The organism is Lysinibacillus odysseyi 34hs-1 = NBRC 100172 (assembly GCF_001591965.1).
Lineage (GTDB): Bacteria > Bacillota > Bacilli > Bacillales_A > Planococcaceae > Lysinibacillus_B > Lysinibacillus_B odysseyi.
This window is the reverse complement of the sequence record NZ_BCVX01000010.1, coordinates 1-25,120: the sequence shown is the minus strand read 5'-3', so window position 1 is coordinate 25,120 and position 25,120 is coordinate 1. Positions and strand designations below refer to the sequence as shown.

25 protein-coding genes and 2 tRNA genes are annotated in these 25,120 nt (G+C 41.2%); 23 read left to right on the top strand and 4 right to left on the bottom strand.

Annotation, left to right across the window (positions count from 1 at the left end; genetic code table 11):
• Positions 1-116: 116 nt before the first annotated feature.
• Positions 117-926 (top strand): D-alanyl-D-alanine carboxypeptidase family protein, encoded by an 810-nt coding sequence (locus BOD01S_RS15995; protein ID WP_036152651.1) that lies wholly within the window; start codon positions 117-119, stop codon positions 924-926.
• 126 nt (positions 927-1,052) lie between these two features.
• Here BOD01S_RS15995 and cls read toward each other — a convergent pair whose 3' ends face one another.
• Positions 1,053-2,510 carry a cardiolipin synthase gene (gene cls, locus BOD01S_RS15990; protein WP_036152647.1) on the bottom strand — a complete coding sequence of 486 codons (1,458 nt, stop codon included), beginning with the start codon at positions 2,508-2,510 and terminating at the stop codon, positions 1,053-1,055.
• A 131-nt stretch (positions 2,511-2,641) separates the two neighbouring features.
• On the bottom strand, positions 2,642-3,460 hold the full coding sequence (locus tag BOD01S_RS15985; protein WP_036152645.1) for a YwqG family protein: 819 nt from the start codon (positions 3,458-3,460) through the stop codon (positions 2,642-2,644).
• 834 nt (positions 3,461-4,294) lie between these two features.
• Between BOD01S_RS15985 and BOD01S_RS23395 the strand changes: the two genes are divergently transcribed.
• On the top strand, positions 4,295-4,435 hold the full coding sequence (locus BOD01S_RS23395; protein WP_169745604.1) for an Lmo0850 family protein: 141 nt from the start codon (positions 4,295-4,297) through the stop codon (positions 4,433-4,435).
• 222 nt (positions 4,436-4,657) lie between these two features.
• On the opposite strand, the gene BOD01S_RS15980 is transcribed toward BOD01S_RS23395, so the two are convergent.
• Positions 4,658-5,839: an FtsW/RodA/SpoVE family cell cycle protein gene (locus tag BOD01S_RS15980; protein ID WP_036152636.1), complete on the bottom strand. Its 1,182-nt coding sequence runs from the start codon at positions 5,837-5,839 to the stop codon at positions 4,658-4,660.
• A gap of 196 nt (positions 5,840-6,035) precedes the next feature.
• Here BOD01S_RS15980 and BOD01S_RS15975 point away from each other — a divergent pair, with 196 nt between their 5' ends.
• The 7 genes from BOD01S_RS15975 to BOD01S_RS15945 all read left to right on the top strand — a co-directional run bounded on the left by BOD01S_RS15975 (position 6,036) and on the right by BOD01S_RS15945 (position 14,406).
• Positions 6,036-6,782, top strand: coding sequence for a hypothetical protein (locus tag BOD01S_RS15975; protein WP_036152634.1), 747 nt, complete (start codon positions 6,036-6,038; stop codon positions 6,780-6,782).
• 109 nt (positions 6,783-6,891) lie between these two features.
• A complete protein-coding gene (locus tag BOD01S_RS15970; RefSeq protein WP_036152632.1) occupies positions 6,892-7,956 on the top strand; it encodes a D-alanine--D-alanine ligase in 1,065 nt (354 codons plus the stop codon).
• Positions 7,957-7,963: 7 nt separating this feature from the next.
• A complete protein-coding gene (locus BOD01S_RS15965; RefSeq protein ID WP_036152630.1) occupies positions 7,964-9,328 on the top strand; it encodes a UDP-N-acetylmuramoyl-tripeptide--D-alanyl-D-alanine ligase in 1,365 nt (454 codons plus the stop codon).
• Between the two features lie 274 nt (positions 9,329-9,602).
• The gene (locus BOD01S_RS15960; RefSeq protein ID WP_036152620.1) at positions 9,603-10,301 is read left to right on the top strand and encodes an alpha/beta hydrolase; all 699 of its coding nucleotides are present in this window, start codon (positions 9,603-9,605) and stop codon (positions 10,299-10,301) included.
• A gap of 367 nt (positions 10,302-10,668) precedes the next feature.
• A complete protein-coding gene (locus BOD01S_RS15955) occupies positions 10,669-12,192 on the top strand; it encodes a DEAD/DEAH box helicase (protein WP_036152618.1) in 1,524 nt (507 codons plus the stop codon).
• Positions 12,193-12,455: 263 nt separating this feature from the next.
• Positions 12,456-12,935 carry a PH domain-containing protein gene (locus BOD01S_RS15950; RefSeq protein WP_036152615.1) on the top strand — a complete coding sequence of 160 codons (480 nt, stop codon included), beginning with the start codon at positions 12,456-12,458 and terminating at the stop codon, positions 12,933-12,935.
• A complete protein-coding gene (locus BOD01S_RS15945; protein ID WP_036152613.1) occupies positions 12,928-14,406 on the top strand; it encodes a PH domain-containing protein in 1,479 nt (492 codons plus the stop codon). The genes BOD01S_RS15950 and BOD01S_RS15945 overlap by 8 nt, the downstream gene beginning before the upstream one ends.
• A 17-nt stretch (positions 14,407-14,423) precedes the next feature.
• Here the strand turns inward: BOD01S_RS15945 and BOD01S_RS15940 are convergent, their stop codons facing one another.
• Positions 14,424-15,026, bottom strand: coding sequence for a rhomboid family intramembrane serine protease (locus tag BOD01S_RS15940; RefSeq protein WP_036152611.1), 603 nt, complete (start codon positions 15,024-15,026; stop codon positions 14,424-14,426).
• Positions 15,027-15,092: 66 nt separating this feature from the next.
• Here BOD01S_RS15940 and acpS point away from each other — a divergent pair, with 66 nt between their 5' ends.
• The 14 genes from acpS (at position 15,093) to BOD01S_RS15870 (ending at position 25,119) form a co-directional block, all read left to right on the top strand.
• A complete protein-coding gene (gene acpS, locus BOD01S_RS15935; protein WP_036152608.1) occupies positions 15,093-15,446 on the top strand; it encodes a holo-ACP synthase in 354 nt (117 codons plus the stop codon).
• A 62-nt stretch (positions 15,447-15,508) separates the two neighbouring features.
• Positions 15,509-16,510, top strand: a complete 1,002-nt coding sequence (locus tag BOD01S_RS15930) for a LolA family protein (protein ID WP_036152606.1) — start codon at positions 15,509-15,511, stop codon at positions 16,508-16,510.
• 83 nt (positions 16,511-16,593) lie between these two features.
• On the top strand, positions 16,594-17,718 hold the full coding sequence (gene alr, locus BOD01S_RS15925; RefSeq protein WP_036152604.1) for an alanine racemase: 1,125 nt from the start codon (positions 16,594-16,596) through the stop codon (positions 17,716-17,718).
• Between the two features lie 145 nt (positions 17,719-17,863).
• Entirely contained in the window at positions 17,864-18,148 is a 285-nt protein-coding gene (locus BOD01S_RS15920) for a hypothetical protein (protein ID WP_036152603.1), read from the top strand.
• Between the two features lie 4 nt (positions 18,149-18,152).
• Positions 18,153-18,503, top strand: coding sequence for a type II toxin-antitoxin system PemK/MazF family toxin (locus BOD01S_RS15915; protein ID WP_036152602.1), 351 nt, complete (start codon positions 18,153-18,155; stop codon positions 18,501-18,503).
• A 352-nt stretch (positions 18,504-18,855) separates the two neighbouring features.
• Positions 18,856-19,254 (top strand): anti-sigma regulatory factor, encoded by a 399-nt coding sequence (locus BOD01S_RS15910; protein WP_036152601.1) that lies wholly within the window; start codon positions 18,856-18,858, stop codon positions 19,252-19,254.
• Between the two features lie 16 nt (positions 19,255-19,270).
• A complete protein-coding gene (locus tag BOD01S_RS15905; RefSeq protein ID WP_036152599.1) occupies positions 19,271-20,269 on the top strand; it encodes a PP2C family protein-serine/threonine phosphatase in 999 nt (332 codons plus the stop codon).
• A gap of 63 nt (positions 20,270-20,332) precedes the next feature.
• Positions 20,333-20,677, top strand: a complete 345-nt coding sequence (locus tag BOD01S_RS15900; protein ID WP_036152596.1) for an STAS domain-containing protein — start codon at positions 20,333-20,335, stop codon at positions 20,675-20,677.
• On the top strand, positions 20,664-21,131 hold the full coding sequence (gene rsbW, locus BOD01S_RS15895; RefSeq protein WP_036152594.1) for an anti-sigma B factor RsbW: 468 nt from the start codon (positions 20,664-20,666) through the stop codon (positions 21,129-21,131). The genes BOD01S_RS15900 and rsbW overlap by 14 nt, the downstream gene beginning before the upstream one ends.
• Complete coding sequence (sigB, locus tag BOD01S_RS15890; protein WP_036152593.1) at positions 21,109-21,894, top strand: RNA polymerase sigma factor SigB; 786 nt, start codon at positions 21,109-21,111, stop codon at positions 21,892-21,894. Before rsbW ends, sigB begins: the two co-directional genes overlap by 23 nt.
• Before the next feature lie 186 nt (positions 21,895-22,080).
• The gene (locus BOD01S_RS15885) at positions 22,081-24,252 is read left to right on the top strand and encodes a Tex family protein (RefSeq protein ID WP_036152994.1); all 2,172 of its coding nucleotides are present in this window, start codon (positions 22,081-22,083) and stop codon (positions 24,250-24,252) included.
• A gap of 56 nt (positions 24,253-24,308) precedes the next feature.
• Complete coding sequence (locus BOD01S_RS15880; RefSeq protein WP_036152592.1) at positions 24,309-24,800, top strand: SprT family protein; 492 nt, start codon at positions 24,309-24,311, stop codon at positions 24,798-24,800.
• Between the two features lie 168 nt (positions 24,801-24,968).
• Positions 24,969-25,043 (top strand) — tRNA-Asn (locus BOD01S_RS15875).
• 1 nt (position 25,044) lies between these two features.
• Positions 25,045-25,119: transfer RNA gene (locus BOD01S_RS15870), tRNA-Glu, on the top strand.
• The last annotated feature ends 1 nt before the right edge of the window (position 25,120 follow it).

Genomic DNA, 25,120 nt, shown 5'->3' with positions numbered 1-25,120 from the left:
TAATGAAGAAGTATATAAAAGACAAGCGCCCTTTTTATAAAGAAGGCGTTTTTTTAAGGGAAAATAGGGCGTAAAGGTGATAGAATAAGAGTATTGTTTAAGAAAGTAGGCGCAATATGAGAAAAACTAGAGGGAATCGGCAAAAAAGTAAGAAACCAATTGTAATCGGCATTATAGTGCTGGTGTTTTTGATAGTAGTTTCAATAATCGTTTATATAAATCGAGATACTATTTTTTCAGCGAGTGACAAGCAAGAGGAAGTGACGGCTCCTCAAGAAGGCCAAACCGCTTCTAAGGAAGAGAATATTGAAAATTCTAATGGCACAAAATCTGAGGAAAAGAAAGAAGAGCCGACCTTTGAAATTGATGAAGGGGGCTATCCAGTAGATGTAAAGGAAGCTGCGGAACCGACTTATATTGATGGCGTATTAATTGCAAATAAAAAATACCCGCTTCCAAAAGATTTTGATCCGGGGGAAGATCCGGAGGCCTTAGCTGCGCTAGATCAAATGGCTGCGGCTGCTAAAAAGGCCGGATTTGAGCTTGTTGCATTTAGCGGCTACCGCTCCTATGAGTATCAGACACAGCTATATGCAAACTATGCAAACCGTGATGGTAAAGAAGCGGCAGATCGATATAGTGCACGTCCGGGACATTCAGAGCATCAAACAGGTCTAGCATTTGATATTGGAGAAAAAGGGCAAGAGGATTTATGGTTGACAGAAGAGTTTGGTGAATCCCCTGCTGGAAAATGGTTAGTAGAAAATGCACGCAACTATGGCTTCATCCTCCGTTTTCCAAAAGGAAAGGAAGATATGACAGGCTTTATGTATGAATCTTGGCATTTCCGATATGTAGGAAAAGAGCTGGCGGAAAAAATATACAAAACAGGATTGTCATTAGAAGAATATTTAGGGATAGAATAATGAAAACCGCTTCATCAGTTAAATTGCTGATGAAGCGGTTTTTTATATAAGGATATTTACCATAATGCAGTCCTGTATTTCAACTGTATGATGTTTTATCGGGTTTTGTAGTGCTGCACAATTATTTTATAAAATAGGAGATAATAAGCGAGAAATAGATTCCTTAAACTTTACACGAATCGAACGATTTTGATAGGTTTCCATCGTAAGCTCCTTACAATCTAAAATATCTTTCTCGAAAATTTCTGCTAAGTTATGAGAAATATCAAGATCATAGATAAATGCATTTACTTCAAAATTTAGACTAAAGCTTCGTACATCAATATTGGCCGTCCCGACTGTAGATACTTCATCGTCTACTACGATCATTTTTGCATGAATAAAGCCTTTATCATAATGATAAATTTTGGCTCCTGCTTCCAGAAGCTGTCCTACATAGGAGTAGGTTGCCCAGTAGACGAAGGGATGATCAGGCTTATTAGGAATCATGATGCGTACATCAATACCGGAAAGGGCTGCAATTTGGAGAGCATCTAAAAATGTATAATCCGGGATGAAGTAGGGGGATTGAATATAAATATATTTTTTTGCATTCATAATCATTTTCACATAAGCATTTTTAATACCCGCATATGGTGTATCAGGACCACTTGAGACTATCTGTAACGCTATATCCCCTTTTTGAGGTATAGCGGGGAAGTATCGCTCGGAATAGCTAATCCGATGACGAAGGCTTGCCTGGTTCCAATCGAGCAGAAAGCGTGTTTGCAGTGGATGAACCGCGCTCCCTTCAATCCGCAAATGTGTATCTCTCCAGTAGCCGAATTTTTTCTTTAGCCCCAAATATTCATCTCCTACATTAAATCCTCCTGTATAACCGATTCGCCCGTCAATGACGACAATTTTGCGATGGTTACGGAAGTTTAATCGGGGATTGATGAGGGGGAGAATGGAGGGAAAGAAAATTTCCACTTCGCCGCCTACATCCAACAGTTCTTTAAAATGACGTTTTTTAACACCTCTTGAACCCATTTCATCATATAAAACTCTTACTTTTACGCCCTGTTTTGCTTTTTTAATCAATGCATGCAAAATGCGCTGTCCTAAATTGTCGAGCTTAAAAATATAATATTGAATATGAATGTGATCTTTTGCACTTGAGATATCCTCAATCAATGCTTCAAACTTTTCATTCCCATCATCATATATAACCAGTGCATTATCCTGTGTAAGGACTGCATAGTTAGTAGTTAAATTCATATAGATAAGATCCTGAAAATTTTCTACATGATGGTCGCGGAATTCAAGTTTTCCTTCCTTAAGTGCGTCGATTTGATAATTAATCAGCTTATCGATTCCAATATCTTTTCTGCCTTCCCAGCGGAATAGATGTTTTCTGCGGAGCTTACGTCCGAGAAGTAAATATAAAACGAAGCCGGCTACGGGAAGGAAAAATAATACGAGAATCCACGCCCATGTAGAAGAGGCATCTTTTCGTTCTAAAAAAATGATCATCATAGCAAATAAGATATTTAGTGTAATGATTAAAAACGTAAGTGCATTATTATCGAATGAAAATGTCATTTGACCACCTTCTTTCTTCTTTCCTCATACCTATCTTATCTCATTTTAGAGGCGGATGTGTGAATTTCTATAAGAGCCCATAAATAAAGCCCTTTGGCAGCCCTTTTACTCTGCGCCAAAAGGTAAGAGGGTTAGTAGTATTCCAAGTAAAATAAAATATCGCTAAAATTGCATGTTTCTAAGCATTTATGATTAATAAAAAATTTGGCTACACCCGAATCCCCCCACATGATACCTTGGGCGTCATCTGACACAATTTGCAGAAGGAGAGTATCGTATTTTTGAAAAGATGGATTCCAAGCTCTTGCATCTTCCTCTATAAAATAAGGGTAGCCGCCAATTTTGTGGTCGGCACTTGAAAAGTGTTGTAGATAGACCTCATTAAAAGGCTGCTGTTCAATAAGTGTAAACTGTTCTGCAAGCTCTGCAGAGATAAAATGATGCAGCCTATAGTCCGTTGCGGAAATCGGTTCTACTTCTTTAGAAAATGTCAGTAGTAGCTCCCGACTGATCGGATATTGAGATGCAACTGAATAATGCTGGAAAGAAGAATTTCGCAAATAGGAAAAGTCTGTGACCAGATTGTTTGTTGTAATGATAGGATAGTATCGGACTTGAAAGAAATTTGGAGGTACACAATTGTTTATACCCAAAATTTGCTGATAGTTAAAAGCTGACATGAAAATTTGCAGCAATCCAAATTTTGGGAAAGGTGCAGGGAAGCTTCTTTCTGAAAAATTAATTTGAGCAAGCAATATCATATATTCGCCTAAATCATCTATTGGGGGATTAGTGCCCTTTGGCAAATAAGGGCGACCGCCCAGTTTGCTATTTGCGATAGAAGGGGCTTCATCCCATGCATGGACTTTCATATATTCCACAGCAGATTGTTCTAAAATATGACGAAAATCTTCAAGTTGCCTAGGTAGTGAAAGTGTTTTTTGTATCATGAAATTCCTCCAGCCGATGATTGTCCATATGAAAAGCGAATAACTAAAAGGGAAAGAGATAGGTGTTTCTATTCATTCCACCCTGTCATGTAAGTAAAACATCCTTAAAACAATTACAAAGCTGCAGGAAGAATGATAGGAACTATGAAAGCAAAAAGTTCTTGTGTTATTTGTCGTCAAAGCTTTTCAATGAATGATTAATAATACAAAGGTATAAGTTAAAAGCATTGCCACTAATGCTGCAATGCTTTTAACCCTTACTATACACCGCTTTAAACTGTTTTATACATTTATGGCTGTTAATAGATGGAAGTTGATTTGGTAATTGAATAGTTATAGTGTCAGGAGCTTAAACAAGAGAGGCTCCAAACAGTGTTTAGCTCTATATGATAGTTTGCAAAAACAGTCATCAGAAAACGAGAGCCGGTAAAGCCCCGGTCTGTTAGGGGGATGTAGGGTTTACAATTCACAGTGAAGGCAAGGCCGTTTCACGAGAAAAGGGAAGCGATAGGAATAAAGACATATCGACGAGCAAGGCAGGCAACGTTGGATAAGTGTGTTCACCAACAAACTAAAAAACCCCTTATTTATCCTAAATTAGGCCAGTTTGCACTATTTCAGAAATAAAAAGGATTGAAAGTCATTGGAGAAGGTTAAAATAAAAATAGGATAATTTACTTGACTTTTGGAAGTTGTAACATAATTGAAAAACATTTTTGCATATAATAGTGATATGATAGCTATAACTGTAAAAGTCAGACTTCTAATAAGAGAATGAAACTTTTTACAAATAGGAACGTTAAAAGTATAGCAGGAAAGGTTAAGGTGGATTAAATGACGAAAGAAATCGACTTGAAAGAAATCGTTAAAAACTTATCTACACTAGGCGTGAAAGCAACGGTAACTAAATCACGTTTAGAAATATTAAAAGTTTTAGCACCACCAACGCAAACTCCCCAAACACAAAACGTGTAAAAAATAGGCTGCCTAAAGAATAACAGGGCAGCTTGTTTTATGTTAGGGGACTGACAAGCAGAGTGAGAAATAATAGGTGAGAATCCATTTTTTCTGCTTTTTTGAAAGCCACAGCCTTAATGGCTCCCTTTTTATGAGATATCGTAAAAGGACTTTCCTGAGCCCTATTAAAACCAGGGGGAAAATGAGAAAACCGGTGGACCCATAGGTCTCACCGGTTTTTTAATCTTCTTCATCATGTGCAGAGAACATATAAGTCCGATAATGGAATCTCATACTAAACACGAGCCCGATTGCAAGGGCATTCCCCATTAACGAGCTTCCCCCATAACTTAAAAATGGAAGAGGAATCCCAGTAATCGGCAGAAGCTGTATTGTCATACCGATGTTTTCAAAAACGTGGAATGTAATCATGGCAATAATGCCGGCACATACATAGGTACTAAAAGGATCTTTTAATAGTAAAGTCGTTTTTGTTAAATGGTAGATTAATAAGAAGTAAAGACAAATAACGATACTTGCTCCAACAAAACCCCATTCTTCCCCGATGATAGTAAAGATAAAGTCTGTATGATTTTCCGCTACATACACCTCGCGCCCGAAAAGGCCTTTTCCGAAAATTTCCCCAGAGCCGATTGCATTTAATGAAGTGATTAAATGGTAACCCTCATTCGAAGAATAGGAATACGGGTCAAGCCAGGAATAGATACGTGCAAATTGATATGGATTAAAACCAAGCTTTTCTAGGAAATCCTGCATATACAGGGCCATCCATAAAAGAGAGCCTCCAATGAAAACCGCTCCTCCTAACATCGGCAGGATAATTTTCCATGAAATCCCTGCTACAATTACTAATGCGGCAGTAATGGCTAGGAAAACAAGGGCGGAACCAAGGTCTGGCTGCGTCATAATAAAGCTCAGCGGTATAAATAACGTAACCGCAATTTTCCCTAACAACAGGAAATCTGTTTTAATTGTTTTCAACTGATACTTTTCATGATGCTTGCTAATTAAGAAGGCAAGTGCCAGAATATAAAAAGTTTTCATGAATTCAGCAGGCTGAATGTTCCCGACTGGGGTTTTGAACCAGCTCTTTGCTCCATTTACGCGGACGGCGAAGCTTCCCTCAGGAATAATAGCGAGCGCAATCAGCAAGAACATCCCGAAACCATAAAGCAACCAGGACATTTTCTTGTACTGGTCAGGTTCAAAATACATAACAAATGCCACAATGACAGCACCGATGACATACCAACGGATTTGCAGTGGTACGAAATTAATACCATATTGCCCGGAAGTCTGTGCCGAAGAGATGGCAAGCAGGCTGATAATGAGAAACGTGAGAAGTATAAGAGCAAGCGTCCAGTCAAAGCGCTTGGCGAACTGTCGATTATTATTGTTCATGCGTGCCACCTTATTTATAGATCTTTTCGCTTGAAATAGCGTAAACTGTACTAACGATTTAGTTTAACATATTTTTAATAAAAATACCTGTTTCTTAGAGAAGCAAAAGATATGACGATATAAAATTTAAATTGTTTCAAAAAAAGCGAAAGCATCATATAATAATCATATTATTTGTTTAAGGAGTGGACGTGGGATGGCGAGGAAAATGAAAAGCGCAGATGACTTTATTCATCATTTATATGTACATATGAACGATGTAGATCAATTTGTCATCTATAGTGGGCTTTCATGTAAGCAGTTTTTCTCGTCTGTTGAGCCGATGGAAAATGTACTGTTGCTAAAACACGCCTATGAGGATGGCTCCTTTAATATGCATACGCAGTTTGATTTCATTTCGGCAGAAGAGATGGGGCCATTTATTAAGCACCTTCCTGACATGAAGGGAGATTTGTGCTGGGTGGATTTTTCAGGTGAGAAAAGCGTAAACCAATTATCGCCGATGGAGCAGGCAGAACTGCTGTACTTTGGCCATAAGCGTGAGCCGCTTGGTTCTCCTTTTTTCAACCGGCTTCAAAATCGCTATGCCTTTTATGCCTCTCCCATTGATAAAATGACGAAAGTATATTTTCGCTTCCTCGGGGATAGCGAACTGTTAATCGCTAATCTATTCAATAAAATGATTCAGGAAAAAGAAGGTACTGGCAGCTTCTGGCGTAAAAGATCAAAGCAATCCATTCCTGCCATTAACCCAATAGTTTTACGAGCATGTAGACATTTTGTAAAAGAAGGCGCATTACTCTCACTATTTCGTATGGAGAAATCATCCGGTTATGGAATTGAGATTAGAATGTTATCTGACTATAATTTTCCGGATGAAGTATGGGTCGACTTAGATGAGATAATAAAGCAAAATTATGATGAACTAATACAAATTAGCTAGGGTTGTCTCGAATCTTTTCGTGACAGCCTTTTTTCAAGGAAACAAGGGAATTAGTTTATTGGAATTTTTATTTCATGATAAACTAGGGATACTTAAGGAGGTCAACAAAATGAAAAAGAAAATCGGTTTATTATACGGGGGAAAGTCTGCGGAGCATGAAGTATCGCTTTCGACTGCTAAGGCGGTGACGCAAGCTTTAAATTTTGAAGAATATGAAGTGCATCCGGTTTTTATTACAATGGATGGCGAATGGCTAATAGGACCTCGATTAACAGCCCCTGTGGATACGATTGATCAATTACAATTTGGTTCAAATAAAACACCGAATAATATGATAAATTTCATTCAGGCACATAATGAGAGCCCGTTTGATGTTATTTTCCCTCTTTTGCATGGTACAAATGGGGAAGACGGAACAGTGCAAGGATTACTAGAAGTAATGAACGTACCATATGTCGGCAATGGAGTATTAGCGTCTGCAGCCGGAATGGATAAAGTGATTATGAAGCAGCTGTTCGAAATTGCGGGCCTTGCCCAAACACCCTATATTTACTTTACCCGCAGTGAATGGGAAAGCGATCAAGAAGGCATTTTAGCAAAGTGTGTAGAGCTGAAAGCGCCACTGTTTGTTAAGCCTGCAAACCTTGGTTCGAGTGTAGGTATTAGTAAAGCAATGACACGGGAGGAGCTTATTGCAGCTATCAAGGTTGCCTTCCAATACGATCGGAAAATTATTGTAGAGCAAGGAGTTGCGGGTCGTGAGGTTGAAATGGGTGTGCTAGGTAATGATAAACCGAGAACATCTGTAGCCGGTGAAATCAAGCCTGTGACGGAATTTTACGATTATGATTCTAAGTATAAGGACGGGTCGACGGCTCTTATCATCCCTGCTGAGCTGCCGGATACAGTTGTCAGTAAAATGAGTGAAATGGCGAAATCGGCGTTTAAGATCCTTGATTGTTCAGGAATTGTAAGAGCTGACTTCTTCGTTACGGCAAATGAGGAAGTAGTAATTAATGAAGTGAATACGATGCCCGGCTTTACACCATCCAGTATGTATCCGCTTTTATGGCAGCATACAGGCGTGAGCTATCCTGAACTGATTGATCAATTAATCGGATTGGCTTTAGAGCGCCATGCAGAAAAGCAAAAGCTCCAATATAATAAGGATTGATGATAAAATGAAAAAAACTTTAGCACAGCTGGCAGCCTGGCTGAAAATTCGTGAGCAAGATAATGAAGATACAGTAGTGACGGGAATCTCGATTGATACCCGGACTCTTAAAACTGGGGACTTGTTTGTACCGTTCCGCGGTGAGGCGGTAAACGGGCATCGCTTCGTCGAGCAGGCATTTGAGAAAGGGGCGGCGGCATCTCTTTGGTTAAAGGATGAACCAAACCCACCCCAAGACCGGCCTCTTATCTTTGTAGAAGATGCAGAGGCGGCTCTCCAGCAGATGGCTATTGCTTACCGAAGCGAGCACAAGGCAACCTTTATAGGGATTACAGGCTCCAACGGCAAGACGTCTACTAAGGACATTTTAGCAGGTACTCTGTCGCCGTATTTTAAAGTACAAAAAACAATTGGAAATTTTAATAACCAGCTTGGATTGCCGATTACGATTTTACAGCTTGATGAAGATACTGAGGTTTCGGTGTTGGAAATGGGAATGAGTGGATTTGGCGAAATCGAATTATTAACACGTATTGCCCGTCCGCATTTAGCTATCATTACAAATATCGGTGAGGCACATATGCAGGAGCTTGGTTCCCGTGAAGGCATCGCTCAAGCGAAATATGAGATTACAAAGGGTCTGTTAGAAGAGGGGTTCCTATTTTATGATGGCGATGAACCGCTGCTTCGCCAACTTGTAACGGAAGACCCTTATACAGAAACAATGTCCTTTGGCTTTGGGAAAGAAAACACATTGATGGTTTCGCAGATTGAAACAATAGAGAGCGGGAGCCGTTTTACTGTAAAAGGACTCATAGAGGGAACATTTGATATTTCGGTGCTTGGCGAGCACCAGGTGAAAAATACGTTAAGTGCAATGCTTGTCAGCAAAGCACTTGGCTTAACAGATGACCAAATTCGCACCTCCCTAAAGCAGGTTGCCCTAACAGATATGCGCATGCAGCTCGTGCCAGTAGAAAATGGCCCGTTGTTTATTAATGATGCCTATAACGCTGCTCCTACATCAATGCGAGCGGCTATCCAGTTTATCAAGTCGACAACGATGAGATCTAAAAAGTGGCTGGTGCTTGGTGATATGCTTGAACTGGGGATGGATGAAAAGGCCTTCCATGAGCAATTGGCAGAAGAGATTGACGATTCCGTAGAACGGGTATGTCTTTATGGACCGCGTATGAAATGGTTGTATGAACGACTGCTGCTTGTATTTGATGCATCACGTCTTGTTTACACAGAGACAGACTATGAACCAATCATTGAGGCGATTCGCCGGGATGCAGACGAGGAAACGCTTATTTTATTAAAAGGCTCCCGTGGGATGAAACTTGAAACGATTGTAAATACTTTTAAATAACTATGAAGGGGGCGTCTGCAAATATGTTAAGACGTCCCTTTTATATCGATAGGGGGAAGTTATCCCTTTGGAAACATTACTAGCAGTAACTATACAGCAGGAAGTAAAAGAGGTTTTCTAGCAATCAGGAGTTTCGGGTTAGATTTCAAGATTTTCCAAGCAAATAGTTCCGTCTATCTCAATGCCGGGGAACGGGTAAAAGTAAAATTACGAATAGGATCGTAATAAAGGCTAGTTGGCCAATCTATGTGTTGGAATAGGTGAGGTGGTTTGAGTGACGGTGGGCATACTTGTTTTACATGGTTTTTCCGGCGGACCATATGAGGTTCAGCCTTTTGTGGATTGTGTAAAAGAACATACAGGATGGATAGTGGAAACACCTACATTTTCAGGACATGGAGATGCAGAATCCCTTGATATGAAGGGGTATAAGGCAGAACATTGGCTGATGGATGCGGAGCTGGCTTATCGAAGTCTTGCTAAAAAGGTGGACGAGGTAATGATAGCCGGTTTTTCGATGGGAGGTGTTATTGCTATGTATTTAGCAAAGCGCTATCCCGTGAAAAAACTGCTTCTTCTGAGTGCGGCGGCAAAATATGTAAGCCCGCTGCAGCTGGCAAAGGACATTCGCTCGATGGCAGATGATGCATTTCACCAGAAACTTCGTGAAAATGAACTTTTTCAGCGCTACCATCATAAACTGCGGAATGTCCCGCCTTCTGCAACTGTTGAATTTATGAAGATTGTCAGAAAAACGGAACCGTATATTGGACATATTACCTGTCCGGTATTCATTGTACAGGGGGCGCTTGATGGCATTGTACCAGCAGCTACAGCCCAATACCTGTATGACCGGATTTCAGCTGTTGAAAAACAATTGTATATTTCTGAGTGTGGGAAGCATCATATATGTTATAGCGAAGACTGTGATGAATGGTTTCAAAAAGCAGCTGCATTTTTAACGAGAGCATAAAGTCAGATTATTATGATTCGAGCATAATCGTTGCAACGAGTAGAATGGCGTGTTAGACTATGAAAAGCAATGGATACATTTTGTGCGAAGACTCTTCATGATTATTGTTGAAGAGTACTTTTTTTTGAATTTAACGGTTTCATTCTATTTTTACTATCCTTATTGGGGAACGAAACAATTGAACTATAGAATTGAACCGCTCGGCAAAGACCGGGCTTTCCTTTTCATAATAAGAGAGCTCTGCAGCAAGCGGAGAGAATTTTTAAAGTAACGGAAACGTTCCACATAAAGGCTCGATTTTGCCGACATACTTCATCTGAAAATGTAACCATTTGTCAACTTAAAGGAAAAAAGGAGATTGAAGAGTTTGACAAATTTTTCAGAATTAAACATTAGTGAATCTACATTACGTTCAGTAAAGCGTATGGGATTTGAAGAAGCAACACCTATCCAAGAAGGTACAATTACATTTGCGATGGAAGGCCGTGATGTATTAGGTCAAGCGCAAACTGGTACTGGTAAAACTGCTGCCTTCGGTATTCCTCTAATTGAAAAAATTGATCCTAAAAACCCAAATATCCAAGCTTTGGTAATCGCACCAACTCGCGAACTGGCAATCCAAGTCTCGGAAGAGCTTTATAAAATTGGTTATGACAAACGCGTGAAACTGCTTTCAGTATATGGTGGTCAGGAAATTGGACGCCAAATCCGTGCACTTAAAAACAGACCACAAATCATCGTTGGTACACCAGGCCGTATTATTGACCATATTAACCGTCGTACATTGAAATTAGAAGGCGTCCAAACATTAGTATTGGACGAAGCTGATGAAATGCTGAACATGGGCTTCATCGATGATATTAACGCGATTTTAGAAAATGTACCGGCTGAACGCCAAACATTGCTGTTTTCAGCAACAATGCCTCCAGCAATCCGCAAAATTGCAGAGACATTCATGCGTGATCCTGAAATTGTGAAGATTAAAGCGAAAGAATTAACGATGGAAAATATCGAGCAATTCTTTGTAAAAGCACAGGAGCGTGAGAAATTTGATGTTCTGACTCGCCTGTTGGATGTACAGAAACCGGAGCTTGCTATCATCTTTGGACGTACGAAACGCCGTGTTGATGAATTATCACAAGCTTTAACATTACGCGGCTATCTTGCAGAAGGTATCCACGGGGATTTAAGCCAGGCAAAACGTATTTCAGTACTGCGCCAGTTTAAAGAAAATAAAATTGACATTTTGATTGCGACTGATGTAGCAGCACGTGGTCTTGATATCTCGGGCGTATCCCACGTTTATAACTTTGATATCCCGCAAGATCCTGAATCTTACGTTCACCGTATCGGACGTACAGGTCGTGCCGGTAAATCAGGGATTGCAGTAACATTCGTAACACCACGCGAAATGGGCTACCTGCGTATCGTGGAAGAAACAACGAAAAAACGCATGACACCACTTCGTCCGCCAAGCACAGAAGAAGCGCTTGCAGGACAGCAAGAAGTATCGATGCAAACTTTAGTGGAGCTTGTGCAAAACAATGATTTAGGAAGCTACCGTGATATGGCTGCTCAGTTGTTAGAAAACAACGAGGCGATCGACTTAGTAGCGGCAGCGCTTAAATCGATGACAAAAGAGCCAGATGCAACGCCTGTAACGATTACAGAAGAACGTCCTTTACCAATGCGCCGTGAACGCTCACAAGGCGGAGGCGGAGGCCGTGGCCGTGGAGGAGACCGTGGCCGCAGCGGTGGGGGAGATCGTGGTCGTGGAGGCCGTGATCGTCGTGACCGTGGAGGAGACCGTGGACGTAGTGGTGGAGGAGATCGCCGTCGTAACGAACGTAATGACCGTGACCGCCGCCCTCGCCGTCGTGATGAAAAATAATATAACAAAAAAGCCGTTCCTTAAGGAGCGGCTTTTTATTATGGGAAACAGTGAAAAAATCAGGCTGTAGATACATAACGGAAAATATCGGGCGTTAAAAGGGGTGGAGAAATTTGCTGGATCACTGGCTGATGGAGTGGTGTTGTGAATTTACTGTTTTCCTTCATATTGGAACCAAGAATCGATTTGTGCAGAAGAATCTGAAAAAGTGAAACATTTTCCATATCGGGTCGTATACAATAAGAGAGAGAAGAGGTGGCGAAGTGAGAGAACAACCGAGATATAAAATTCCCCAAAAGGGTATAACCGTCTGGCGTATTTATGGAATCCTCCAAACATTCTTTTTAGCTATAGCAGCGGGAGTGGCATCTTTTTTAACTTATTATTTTGAAGGTCCCTTCTATGTTCATTTAATTGCTTGGGTCCTTGTTGTGATAGCGATTGTCTTCCTCATTTGGGCGTTTCCGAATATACGATACCGGATTTGGCGCTATGAAGTTCGGGAGCAGGAAATTGAAATTCAGAGTGGTTTGTTTGTTGTGACACGTACATTAATACCGATGGTCCGGGTACAGCATGTCGATACGGAACAAGGTCCGATTTTAAAGCGATACGGGCTTTCCAATATTTCTATTTCCTCTGCTGCTACGACACATACCATTCCATTTCTTGAAATGGATGAGGCCGACCGCCTCCGGGGGCGGATCTCAGAATTAGCAAGGGTGGCTGAGGAAGATGTCTAAATATAAACTGCATCCTGTATCAGCTCTAATTAATTTAGCCAAAGCATTAAAGGATATGGCTATACCCATCGTCATTATTGCAGTTGCCAATGGGTTTAATTTTACAGTCGATTTTCGAGATGAGAAATTTTTCAGCCAAATGATTCCATTGCTTATATTATTGGTAGTGGTGGCATTTACATTTCTAGGTGGTATTTTAAAGTGGTGGACGTTCCGCTACTGGTTTGAGGATAGCGAACTACGAATAGAGTATGGGCTGTTTGTAAAGAAAAAGCGCTATATTCCGTTTGACCGCATTCAAAGCTTGAATTACCGGGAAGGAATTTTTCATCGCCTATTCGGGCTTGTCCAGGTTCTTGTTGAAACAGCCGGAAGTAAGACGGGGAAGCCCGAAGCTGAGTTAACGGCCATTACACGGGCTGCTGCCGATCAAATTGAATGGGAAATGAATCAGGAGAAGCTAGAACAACAGCCTGTAGAGGAACAAATGATACAAATGCCGACCGGGCGTATTATTCATAAAATGTCACCAAAGGACCTCATTATTTTAGCTACTACATCAAGTGGTATCGGGGTCGTTGTTTTCGGTGTTTTTGCAGCCTTATCGCAATTTGCAGAGTTCATCCCGTTTGATTGGATTTATGATGAATTTGCTGAGTTGATTCAATATGGAGTAGCGATTGTGGCATTTCTCCTTTTCTTCGGGCTATTAGGTGCCTGGATTATTTCCGTCGCTATTTCACTGCTTAATTATTATGATTTTACCGTGACGGAAGAAAACGAACGATTAATTATTACACGGGGGCTTTTAGAGAAAAAGCGTATTACGATTCCGCTTAATCGTATACAGGCTATTAAAATTGTCGAGAACCCTTTGCGTCAGCCTTTTGGTTTGGCGGCGGTTCAAGTGGAGAGTGCAGGAGGGGGCTTTACATCGGAAAAGGAAAAAAAGATTACCCTATTTCCGCTCATTTCAAAGAAAGAGGCGCTAGAGAGACTTGCGTTGCTTTTTCCTCAGTTTGATTTATATATAGAGGAGAAACAGATGATAAAGCCTCCAAAAAGGGCCCGGGCCTACTTTTACCGGATCGATTTTTTATGGCTGGTTCCATTGGTTGCTGTTCCAACATATTTCTTTTTCCCGTATGGGTTACTGACAGCTGTACTTATTATACCTGTTATCCTGCTTGGTATATGGCAGCATAAAACAGCGCGCCTTTTCCTGCTGGATGCCCAGCTAACGATTATTTACCGACATATTAGCCGCATTACTTTCTTTGTAGAAAAGCGGCGTATTCAGGTAGCAGAGCAGCGCCAGAGCTATTTTCAAAAAAGAAAGCAGCTGGCTACCGGTCGTGTCGTTGTCATGTCAGGTATGACAGGAGCAGAAGCGAAGGCTTATCATATGGAACAGAAGGATATTGAACATATGATGGATTGGTTTGAACACAAAAAAGCTTCCACGGAATAGACCGTGGAAGCTTTTTATCATCTTTTCCAAGTCGCGATCGGCTTCGGCTTGAAGAAGAACAGGCCGATGACAAAGCCCGTCGCAAGTCCGCCAATATGGCTTGCAGCATTCACCCCGGCCTGCAGGAATGTCATGATGACGCTGATCACGATGATCGGTAGGATAATTTGACGGAGCTGGGGCAAGGAATTGCGATAACGGACCAGGATGGCACCAAATGCCCCAAAAATCCCGAAGATGGCGCCGCTTGCTCCGACACTAGCATAGAAAGGGTCCGGGATTGCCAAAGTCACAAGCCCTCCGCCGATACCGGATAAGAAGTAGATAGCCAGAAAACGCATCTTTCCGGCAATCCGTTCAAGTTCCGGTCCAAACAAAAACAGTGAGAACATATTAAACAAAATATGCATCCATCCGCCATGCAGGAACATAGCAGTAACGATGCGCCACCACTCCCCTTGGGTAATCAATCCGTTGACACTTACCCCAAAACTGAAGATTTCTTCTCCTAAGTTTGGGATTAATGTCATAATGAAAATGGCAAGGTTGATGGTAATGAGGGTGGCTACAGCAGGGTAAGCATTGATATACTGTTTAAAATTTTCATTGCGAATAAACATAATTCCACCTCGATTTACCCGTATTATACATTCATTGATCAATAGAATGAAAGGAAGAGGCTCTAGATGATTTTAGGAATTGGATTGGATTTGGTTGAGTTAGAGAGGATCGAAAAGGCATATAACCGGTCCCGGAAATTTGTAGAACGTATATTGACCGATAGGGAGCTTGCCATTTTTGATAGGCTTTCTCCAGGGAGGCAAATTGAATTTTTAGCCGGAAGGTTTGCAGCTAAGGAGGCATATTCAAAGGCGTTGGGTACAGGAATAGGAAAGGGCTGTGAGCTGCATCAAATTGAAGTGCTAAAGGACGAGTCAGGAAAACCGGTCCTCTACTTTGATGGGAGGGCGGTAAACGGCTTTATCAGCATTACACATACTAGACAGGTAGCGGCCGCGCAAGTTGTCCTGATGAAATAGTACATAAATTGCCGAATCGCGCCATACACTTACGGTAAGGAACAAGGAGAAAGGGTGGAGCAGTGCGATTTCGATTATTCGGTCTGCTGGTGATACTGGGGTTATTGTTAACAGCTTGTGGGGGTGCATCGCAGGAAAAAGTAGTGAAAAAACTGGATGAACAGTGGGGTGACAGTAAAGGGTACGAGCTTACAGCAACGATGGAAATGAAGACAGGAGGAGAACCTCGTACATACGATGTGAATGTGTGGCATACAAAGCCTGATTTCTATCGTGTGACTGTAACGGAACAAAATGATAATGTAACACAAATGATTGTCCGTAATGAAGAAGGTGTATTTGTGGTAACGCCGGCACTTAGGAAAACATACAAATTCCAAAGTGAGTGGCCGAAGCAAAATAGCCAAGCATACCTAATTGGGGCTTTGGCAGAGGATCTTCTCCAGGATAAAAAGGCGGTAATGAAGGAAGAGGATGGGGCCTATGTATTCGAAACAGCAACTCGCAATGCAGATAAGACAGGTCTTCCGTTGCAAAAAATTGTAGTAGATAAAAATTCAATGCTGCCAAAAACAGTTTCGATTATGGACGAAACACAAGAGGAAAAGATTGTGATCAAGTTTAAAGACATTGATTTAACTGTGGCACATAAAAAAGAAGAGTATGCAGTTGAAAAATTCTCTGAAAATGAGGAAAATGAAGTAGCAGCCGCTGATATGGAGAACAAAGAATTCCGTACACATTATCCAACTGTAGAGTGGGATAATACAAAGCTTTCGGGTGAAAAAACTGTAGAAGAAGCAGGTGGGGAGCGGGTTATCTTAACGTATGAAGGAGACAAGGCCTACACGCTTATGCAGCAGCCTGCAGCGGCCGGCAATTCCGTACTCCCTGTTTTTGCACCAGGCGATTTAGCTGATTTAGGCTTTACAATCGGTGCTATTACAGATACTTCCATTAGCTGGGAAAAGGATGGCGTTTCATTCTTCCTTGCTTCTACAAAGCTAACGCGGGAGGAAATGATGGAAGTGGCGTCCTCCATGACTGCTGGAGGCGTGAAATAAAGAGATGGGCAAGCTTTGTTGGGCGGGCTTTCGCGTGCAACAAATAACAAGTTTATAAATTATAAAAGAGGGTATAACAGACAATGGAGCATACACAACAGTACCGTCCGACAAAGGCGATTATTGATTTACAAACAATTCGTGACAACGTGCACAATTTGCGCAGCTACCTGCAGGAAGGTGTGCAGATTATTGCCGTTGTAAAGGCAAATGCTTACGGACATGGGGATGTAGCAGTGGCAAGTGCAGCATTACAGGCAGGCGCGGGCATTTTAGCTGTCGCAACGCCTGATGAAGCTGTACGAATGCGACAGCACTTCCCGGATGTCGGCATTTTAGTTTTAGGTGCTGCACCAATATCATTTGTCCGATATGCAACTGATCATAAAATCATGTTAACAGTATTTTCTACCGAATGGGTCAAACAGGCCAGATCAGTACAAGGGCTTTCAAAGCCACTGCTATTACATATAAAGGTCGATTCAGGTATGGGAAGAATCGGCGTCACATCCAACGAGCAGTTGCTTGAGCTATATGAAGAAATTCAGGCAACAGAGGATTTCATAGTGGATGGTATCTTTACTCATTTTGCCACGGCTGATGAGGAAGATACAACGTACTTTGATAAGCAAGTTGTTTTATTCAAGGAACTGGTAAATGCGCTGCCAATCAAACCAAGACTTGTTCATGCGGCTAATACAGCTACGGCATTAGTGAAAGATGCCGCACTCCAGTTTGATGCTGTCCGGTACGGAATTTCGCTGTATGGATTAGCACCCTCTGGCTATGTAGCTGATCTTCTTCCATTTCCAATCAGGCAGGCATTTTCTTTACAGACGGAAATCGTTCATGTGAAAAAATTGAAGGCAGGCCAATCTGTCGGCTATGGCGCTACATATACAGCAACAGCAGATTGCTACATTGGTACTTTGCCGATCGGGTATGCAGATGGGATGATTAGGAAGCTTGGCGGGCAGACAGTTCTTGTAGGAGGAGAGCGTTGTCCGATTGTGGGCAGAATTTGCATGGATCAATGTATGATTTTAATGCCTCGTGCATATAATATTGGTGAACTAGTAACATTGCTGGGTGCACAAGGAAACGATTTTATTTCGATCGATGAATGGGCGACAAAATGCGACACGATTAATTACGAAGTACCATGCATTATTACTTCTCGCGTTCCAAGAACATACATTAATGAGTAAACATACAGTATTCCCTAAAAGCCATAAGTTAAATACAAGAATTGTCAAAGTTTTTATATTCTTGTCTTTTCATGCCGGGTTTTCGGTGTTAAAATAAACTTGTAATTAAGAAGTGTACGTATGGCTTTTGGTGGAGGTGCTTTTTGTGTACGCGAAAAAATTAGAAATGCAGGACGTAATTGTGAAGCAACCAAATGATTTTATTATCCAGTTCAACCAAACGTTTGAACTTAGTTATTTTGGCGAAAATGAGGTCACGTACATGTCGACTGAAAGGTTTTCGAAGCATAAGCAACCAAATCAAATACGGGAAGCTTTAATGAAAGGCTATGTGGAAATGTCGCACATAAATCTGACTATTTGTAGTGAATGCCTACATGCAGAATATGAAGCGGAGCATATGGTGGAGCGTCTCGTTAGCGGGGGATGACAAGTTGATTGTAAAACGTGGGGACGTTTTTTTCGCAGATCTTTCACCTGTGGTCGGTTCTGAACAAGGTGGTACAAGACCTGTTTTAATTATTCAAAACGATATCGGTAATCGATTTAGCCCGACGGTAATCATCGCTGCAATTACTGCGCAAATTCAAAAAGCAAAATTACCTACTCATGTAGAAATCGACGCGAAGAAGTACGGTTTTGAACGCGATTCGGTAATTTTGCTTGAGCAATTGCGTACTATTGATAAATCTCGGTTGACAGACCGAATCACACAGCTGGATGATGCACTAATGGAAAAAGTTGATGTCGCACTAGCGATCAGCTTAGGGCTAGTTAAATTTTAAATACATAAAATGAAAAGCATCGAGACAGAGTATTGTATCGATGCTTTTCTTTTTTCATCTTTTTTGGGAAGAATAGAATCTTGTTTATATTTGGCATATAGGTTAATTTAAAGGTAAGAGGGGGAAATTATAGTCTCGGGAAATTTACTTCTCCCAAGAGAGAATAAAAGAGCTGAATTTGCCATGGTTAATAAATAGGAGAATAGTATTCTTATAAAATAGAGAAATTTAAAATGGAGTTCCTACTAAATCATCTTAGTCAGCTAAGGAACGCTATAATATGGTGGGTAGCGACAAGATTGTATTAAAATAATTTGTGCGGGAATCTCCCGAAGGAATTGGGGGTTCGAAGATGAGTGAAAAATCTACAATCGATATTATAACAGAATGGGATATTGTAGCTGCACGCCAACTTGGTCGCAATGTGGCAAAAGAAGTCGGTTTTGGTACAGTTGATCAAGCCCGGATTACAACTGCCATCAGTGAGTTGGCGAGAAATATTTATTTATATGCCCGTGCTGGAGAAATCATCATTGAACCAATAGAAGGCGAAGACAAAAAAGGAATAGCGATTACAGCTACTGACAAAGGCCCAGGTATAGATAATGTGCGCAGGGTGATGGAAGATGGATACTCTACTTCCGGAGGTCTTGGTGCAGGTCTGCCAGGGGTAAGACGCCTGATGGACCATATTGAAATTCAATCTTTAATAGGTCAGGGAACAATAGTAAAAGTGGAAAAATGGCTGTGACAGGATGTGATAAAGAATGAAGGAGCTCCAAGCCCAATATAAACGAATTTTGGCTGATTATATAGAAAGTCAGACAGAGCGTAATTTATATATAGGACAAAATTTTATACGCCAGCTCATTCAAAAAAATGTAACGCCTGAAGAAGTGATCAACATCCATAAAGCTTCAATGGAGGAGATTTATCCAGAATTACCGGCAGCTGTTTCACACGGCTATGATTTTCTTATTGAAATTATGGTGCATTTTGGGCTTACATTACGAGAACATCAAAGTCTTCTTGAACAACAAGAGGAGCTTCGGATTGAAATGAATGTGGCGACAAAAATACAAAACATGCTTTTAAGAACAACAGTGCCCCAATCCTCTGCCATAGATATAGGGATGGTATCTGTTCCTATCCGTAAGATGAATGGTGATTATGTTCATTTTCTCAATGAAGATGAACAATATGTCAGTGTAGCAGTTACAGATGTTGTCGGGAAAGGAGTACCGGCTGCGCTTTGTATGTCTATGGTAAAATACGGGCTGGACACACTTGAATATTCTAATGGCAATCCCTCCTATGTACTCCAAGTGTTAAACCGTATTATTGAGAGAAGCGTAGACGACAGTATGTTTGTCTCTATGTTTTTCGGCCGGCTGGATGTAGAAAACGGACTCTTCACCTATGGCTCGGCCGGCCATGAGCCTGCACTTTATTATAGAGCATCGGAAAAAAAATTCTATGATTTGGAATCAAAAGGTCTTTTGCTCGGTGTGATGCCGGAGGTTAAATATCCGCAATTTGATATTACTCTAAAGGACGGAGACTTCATCGTAATGATGACCGACGGAGTCACAGAGTTTAGAAAACAGGCAGATATAGATTCCCGAGAAATCATTGAAAAACTTCTTTTAAAATATATACACTTGAATGCACAGCAAATGTGTGAAATGCTATATAAAGAACTACAGAAACTTCAAGATTTTGGACTGGAGGACGATTTTACTGTTGTGATTTTAAAAAAAAAATGATTAATGAGGTTTAAAAATTTTTAGTAAGGGAATTGTAAGATAGTCTAATTGGAGGTGTCCGGTATGAATGTTAATGTACAATTTCGGGAAGATGGAAATATAATGCGAGGGTTTGTAGAGGGTGAAATTGATACTTTCACAGCTCCAATTTTACGTGATGAGCTGGACTCAATTCGCATTTTTGAAGGTTTAACTATTGAATTGGATTTATCAAAAGTAACTTATATGGACAGTACAGGTTTAGGGATTTTTGTTGCTTTTTATAAAAAAGTAGTAAGGGAAAAAGGGGAATTTAAGCTAGTTGGTTTGACAGACCGTCTTGTGCGCCTTTTTGAAATTACAGGTTTAAGTGAATTGATGAATATCGAAACGGATAAAAAGGTGGAAATCAGTAATGAAAGCATTTGATTATGTGGAGATTCGTGTGCCTGCCAAACCGCAATATGTTAGTGTGATTCGGCTTGCTGTTTCTGGCTTAGCAACCCGTTTAGGATTTACGTATGATGAGATTGAAGACTTGAAGATTGCTACAGGGGAAGCAGTTACAAACGTTGTCCACCACGCTTATGATGGCGAAGAAGGCGAAGTTGTAATGGGATGTGCCCTATTTGAAAACAAAATCGAAATCATGGTAGCTGACTATGGCAATAGCTTTAATTTCGAGGAAGTCAAAACAAAGATTGGTCCATATAAAGAAGATGAAAATGTAGCGATGTTACGAGAAGGTGGCTTAGGGCTGTATTTAATGGATACTTTAATGGACGAGGTGAAATTAAATAACGAAGGCGGCGTCACTGTTTTCATGACAAAATATGTCACGAGAGAGCAGGTGGAAGAAAATGTCGAAAGAATCACTACCTAAAAACTCGTCTAAAGAAGAAGTCCTTATGTGGATAGAAAAATACCAGCAATCCCAAGATGAGGAAGCGCAGACGAATTTAGTGTTGCATTATCAGCAGCTTGTAGAATCAATTGCGCGCAAATATTCACATGGGAAATCTTATTATGACGATATCGTACAAGTAGGGATGCTCGGTTTGTTAGGAGCGATTCGACGTTTCGACCCGTCATTCGGTAGAAGTTTTGAGGCTTTTGCCGTACCCACGGTTGTTGGAGAAATTAAACGGTTTTTACGGGACAAGACGTGGGATGTCCATGTACCACGCCGTATTAAAGAGCTGGGTCCTCGTATTAAAGCAGCTGTAGAATCATTAACAACTGAGTTGCAGCGCTCCCCGTCCATTAGCGAAATTGCTAACTATCTGGAAGTGCAGGATGAGGAAGTCCTGGAAGCGATGGAGATGGGGCGCAGTTATCAAGCGTTATCGATGGATCATTCTATCGAATCCGATTCGGACGGAAGTACAGTGACTCTGTTTGATGTAGTCGGTAAGGAAGATGAAGGATTTGAGATGACCAACCGCCGAATGATTGTAGCGGATGCTATGGGTATTTTAAATGACCGGGAAAAACAGATTATTCAGCTGACCTATTTAGAACAAATGAGTCAAAAAGAGGCCGGTGAACGGCTCGGTATTTCACAAATGCATGTATCCCGCATTCAACGGAAAGCAATTAAGAAATTACAAGAAGCGATTGCCGCAACCGGCAGTCTTTCGCTGTAAAACTAAGAGTCTACTATTTTACATAGTAGACTCTTTTTGTGTTGGAAAGCATAAAGAAAAATAATGATGACACGAGTCATATATAACAGCCAAGAAAATCATGACCAGGCAATTTAGCGCTGGCAAATGCGCTTTTATGCTGTTAATGATAAAATGTAGTCATGTTAAAGGAAAGGTAGTGGAATGGTGGAACAAAAAGAAATGCTACAAATGATTGCCTCGGAATCACAAGTAAAACCCCATCAGGCTGAAGCGGTGATCAAGCTCCTTGAAGAAGGTAATACAGTACCGTTTATTGCGCGTTATCGAAAAGAGGCGACAGGTTCGCTTGATGAAGTGCAAATTAAAGAGATTGAAGACCGCTACCATTACATACAGCAAGTTGAACAACGCAAACAAGAAGTACTTCGCCTAATCGAAGAACAAGGCAAGTTAACAGAAGAATTGGCTGCATCTATTAAAGCAGCTACTGTCCTTCAGCGGGTGGAAGACTTATATCGCCCTTATAAGCAGAAACGACGGACCAAAGCAACAATCGCGAGAGAACGAGGGCTGGAGCCTTTAGCGGATAAACTGATGAAGTTTCCGAAAGGAAGTCTGGCAGAAGCAGCGGCTTCGTATCTGGATAGCGAAAAAGGGATAGAGACAATTGAAGATGCGCTGGCAGGAGCGCGTGATATATTAGCTGAACGTTTTGCCGATGATGCAGGCATCAGAGAACAATTAAGACAGCTGACACGACGCAATGGCAAAGTGGTCTCAGCTCTGAAGAATGCCGAGAAAGACGAAAAGCAAGTATTTGAAATGTACTATGAATATGAGGAGCCGGTAAATCGTATTGTGCCGCACCGTATATTAGCTATGAATCGCGGAGAGAAGGAGGAAGTTCTCCGAGTAGGTATTTCCGTGCCAATAGAGCGAGCCGTTCAAATAATGGAGAATAAGTGGATTCCCCGGAATTTTGCGGGAGAAGCAGTAGAACAGGCAAAAGAGGCGATTAGCGACAGCTATAAAAGGCTGATTGAACCATCAATTGAACGGGAGATTCGCTCGGAACTCAGCGAAAAGGCAGAGGCCCAAGCAATTCATATCTTTTCAGAGAACTTACGCAATCTCCTACTACAGCCGCCGATTCGTGGAAAGATGGTACTTGGTGTCGATCCGGCCTATCGTACAGGATGTAAATTAGCTGTTGTTGATGAAACAGGAAAGATGCTTGAAGTGACGGCAATTTACCCTCATAAACCACAACGAGAAACAGCTAAGGCGATGAAAACGGTTCAGGCATTGCTAGGAAAATACCCTATCAGCATTATTGCCATTGGTAACGGTACGGCCTCAAGGGAAACAGAGCAATTTATTGCCGATACATTGAAGGAAACGGACAACGAGGCTGCCTATGTAATTGTGAATGAAGCTGGTGCCTCGGTTTATTCTGCTTCTGAAGTAGCAAGAGCAGAATTTCCAGAACTGCAGGTGGAACAGCGAAGTGCGGTTTCCATTGCCCGGCGTTTACAGGACCCGTTATCTGAGCTTGTGAAAATTGATCCGAAGGCAGTGGGAGTAGGTCAATATCAACACGACGTTTCTCAAAAACAGCTTGCTGAATCGCTGGCTTTTATTGTGGAAACGGCAGTAAACCAAGTAGGAGTAGATGTGAACACTGCATCGGCCTCATTACTACAATATGTTTCAGGCTTGTCAAAAACAGTAGCCGAAAATATTGTACAAGCACGAGCGGAAGGCGGGCGGTTTACTTCCCGTGCCCAATTTAAAAAAATTCCACGGCTTGGCGCAAAAACGTATGAACAGGCAGTAGGGTTTTTACGTATTCCAGGAGCGAAAAATCCCCTTGATGCGACAGGGATCCACCCTGAAAGCTATAAACTGGCTGAGCAGGTTCTGGAATTAGCAGATGTGACAAAAAAGGACGTAGGAACGAAGAAGGCTGAGGAAGCACTTGCTGCATTATCTATTGAAAACCTAAGCAATCAGTTGGGAGTTGGGGAAGTAACGATTCGAGATATTGTTGATACGTTGATGAAGCCCGGAAGAGATCCTCGTGACGAATTCCCGCAGCCTTTATTAAAAACAGATGTTTTGCAAATGGAAGATTTAAAACGTGGAATGGAACTGCAAGGCACAGTTAGAAATGTAGTAGACTTTGGCGCCTTTGTTGATATCGGAGTAAAACAAGATGGACTTGTTCATATTTCCAAGTTAGCCAATCGCCGTGTGAAACATCCGCTTGATATTATATCGCTTGGAGATATTGTCACAGTGTGGGTAGAAGAGGTAGATGTAAAAAAAGGCCGCATTTCTCTAACGATGCTATCACCTATCTCACAAAATGAGTAAAATAGTGAGTGTACGGTTTTATACCGTGCACTTTTTCTATAGGAGGCAGAAAGAATATGTCAGACGAACAAGTACAACGTTTAGTAGAAGAGTTATCAATCACAAAGTTCGGGATGCCTTTCCTGCATAAGGCCTATTTTAATAAACGATTGAAAACAACCGGAGGGCGTTATCTTTTGCGTTCTCATAATATTGAGCTTAATAAAAAATTATATGATCATTTCGGAGAAGGAGAATTGCAGGGTATTATCCTGCATGAGCTATGCCACTATCATTTGCATATAAGAGGATTAGGCTATAAGCATCGGGATCAAGATTTCCGGAAGCTCTTGAAGAAAGTGGGGGCGCCAAGATTCTGCTCTACGATTGAAACAGAAAAAAAGAAACACAAACAGACAATCCATACGTATATTTGCATGAAATGTCACCAATTATATAGAAGGAAACGTAAAATGGACACAAGTAAGTATTGCTGTGGTAAATGTAAAGGTAAGCTGATATATGAAAAAAGTGAAGTAACTGAGGAAGTATCGGGAGAAGTATATTAGAGTGAGCAATTCTAACTCCATATAGTTAATTAAGAACACTGATATATCAGCATTTTGAAAAGGTCTTTAAGAAAAAAACAAAAAAGTGATAAAAAAGTGTTGACGTTTCTATTAAGCCTGTCTATAATAATAAAAGTCGACAGCGTGATGCGCGACAGAAAATGACATTCCGAAGTAGCTCAGTGGTAGAGCAACCGGCTGTTAACCGGTTGGTCGTAGGTTCGAGTCCTACCTTCGGAGCCATGGCCCGTTGGTCAAGTGGTTAAGACACCGCCCTTTCACGGCGGTAACACGGGTTCGAATCCCGTACGGGTCACCAC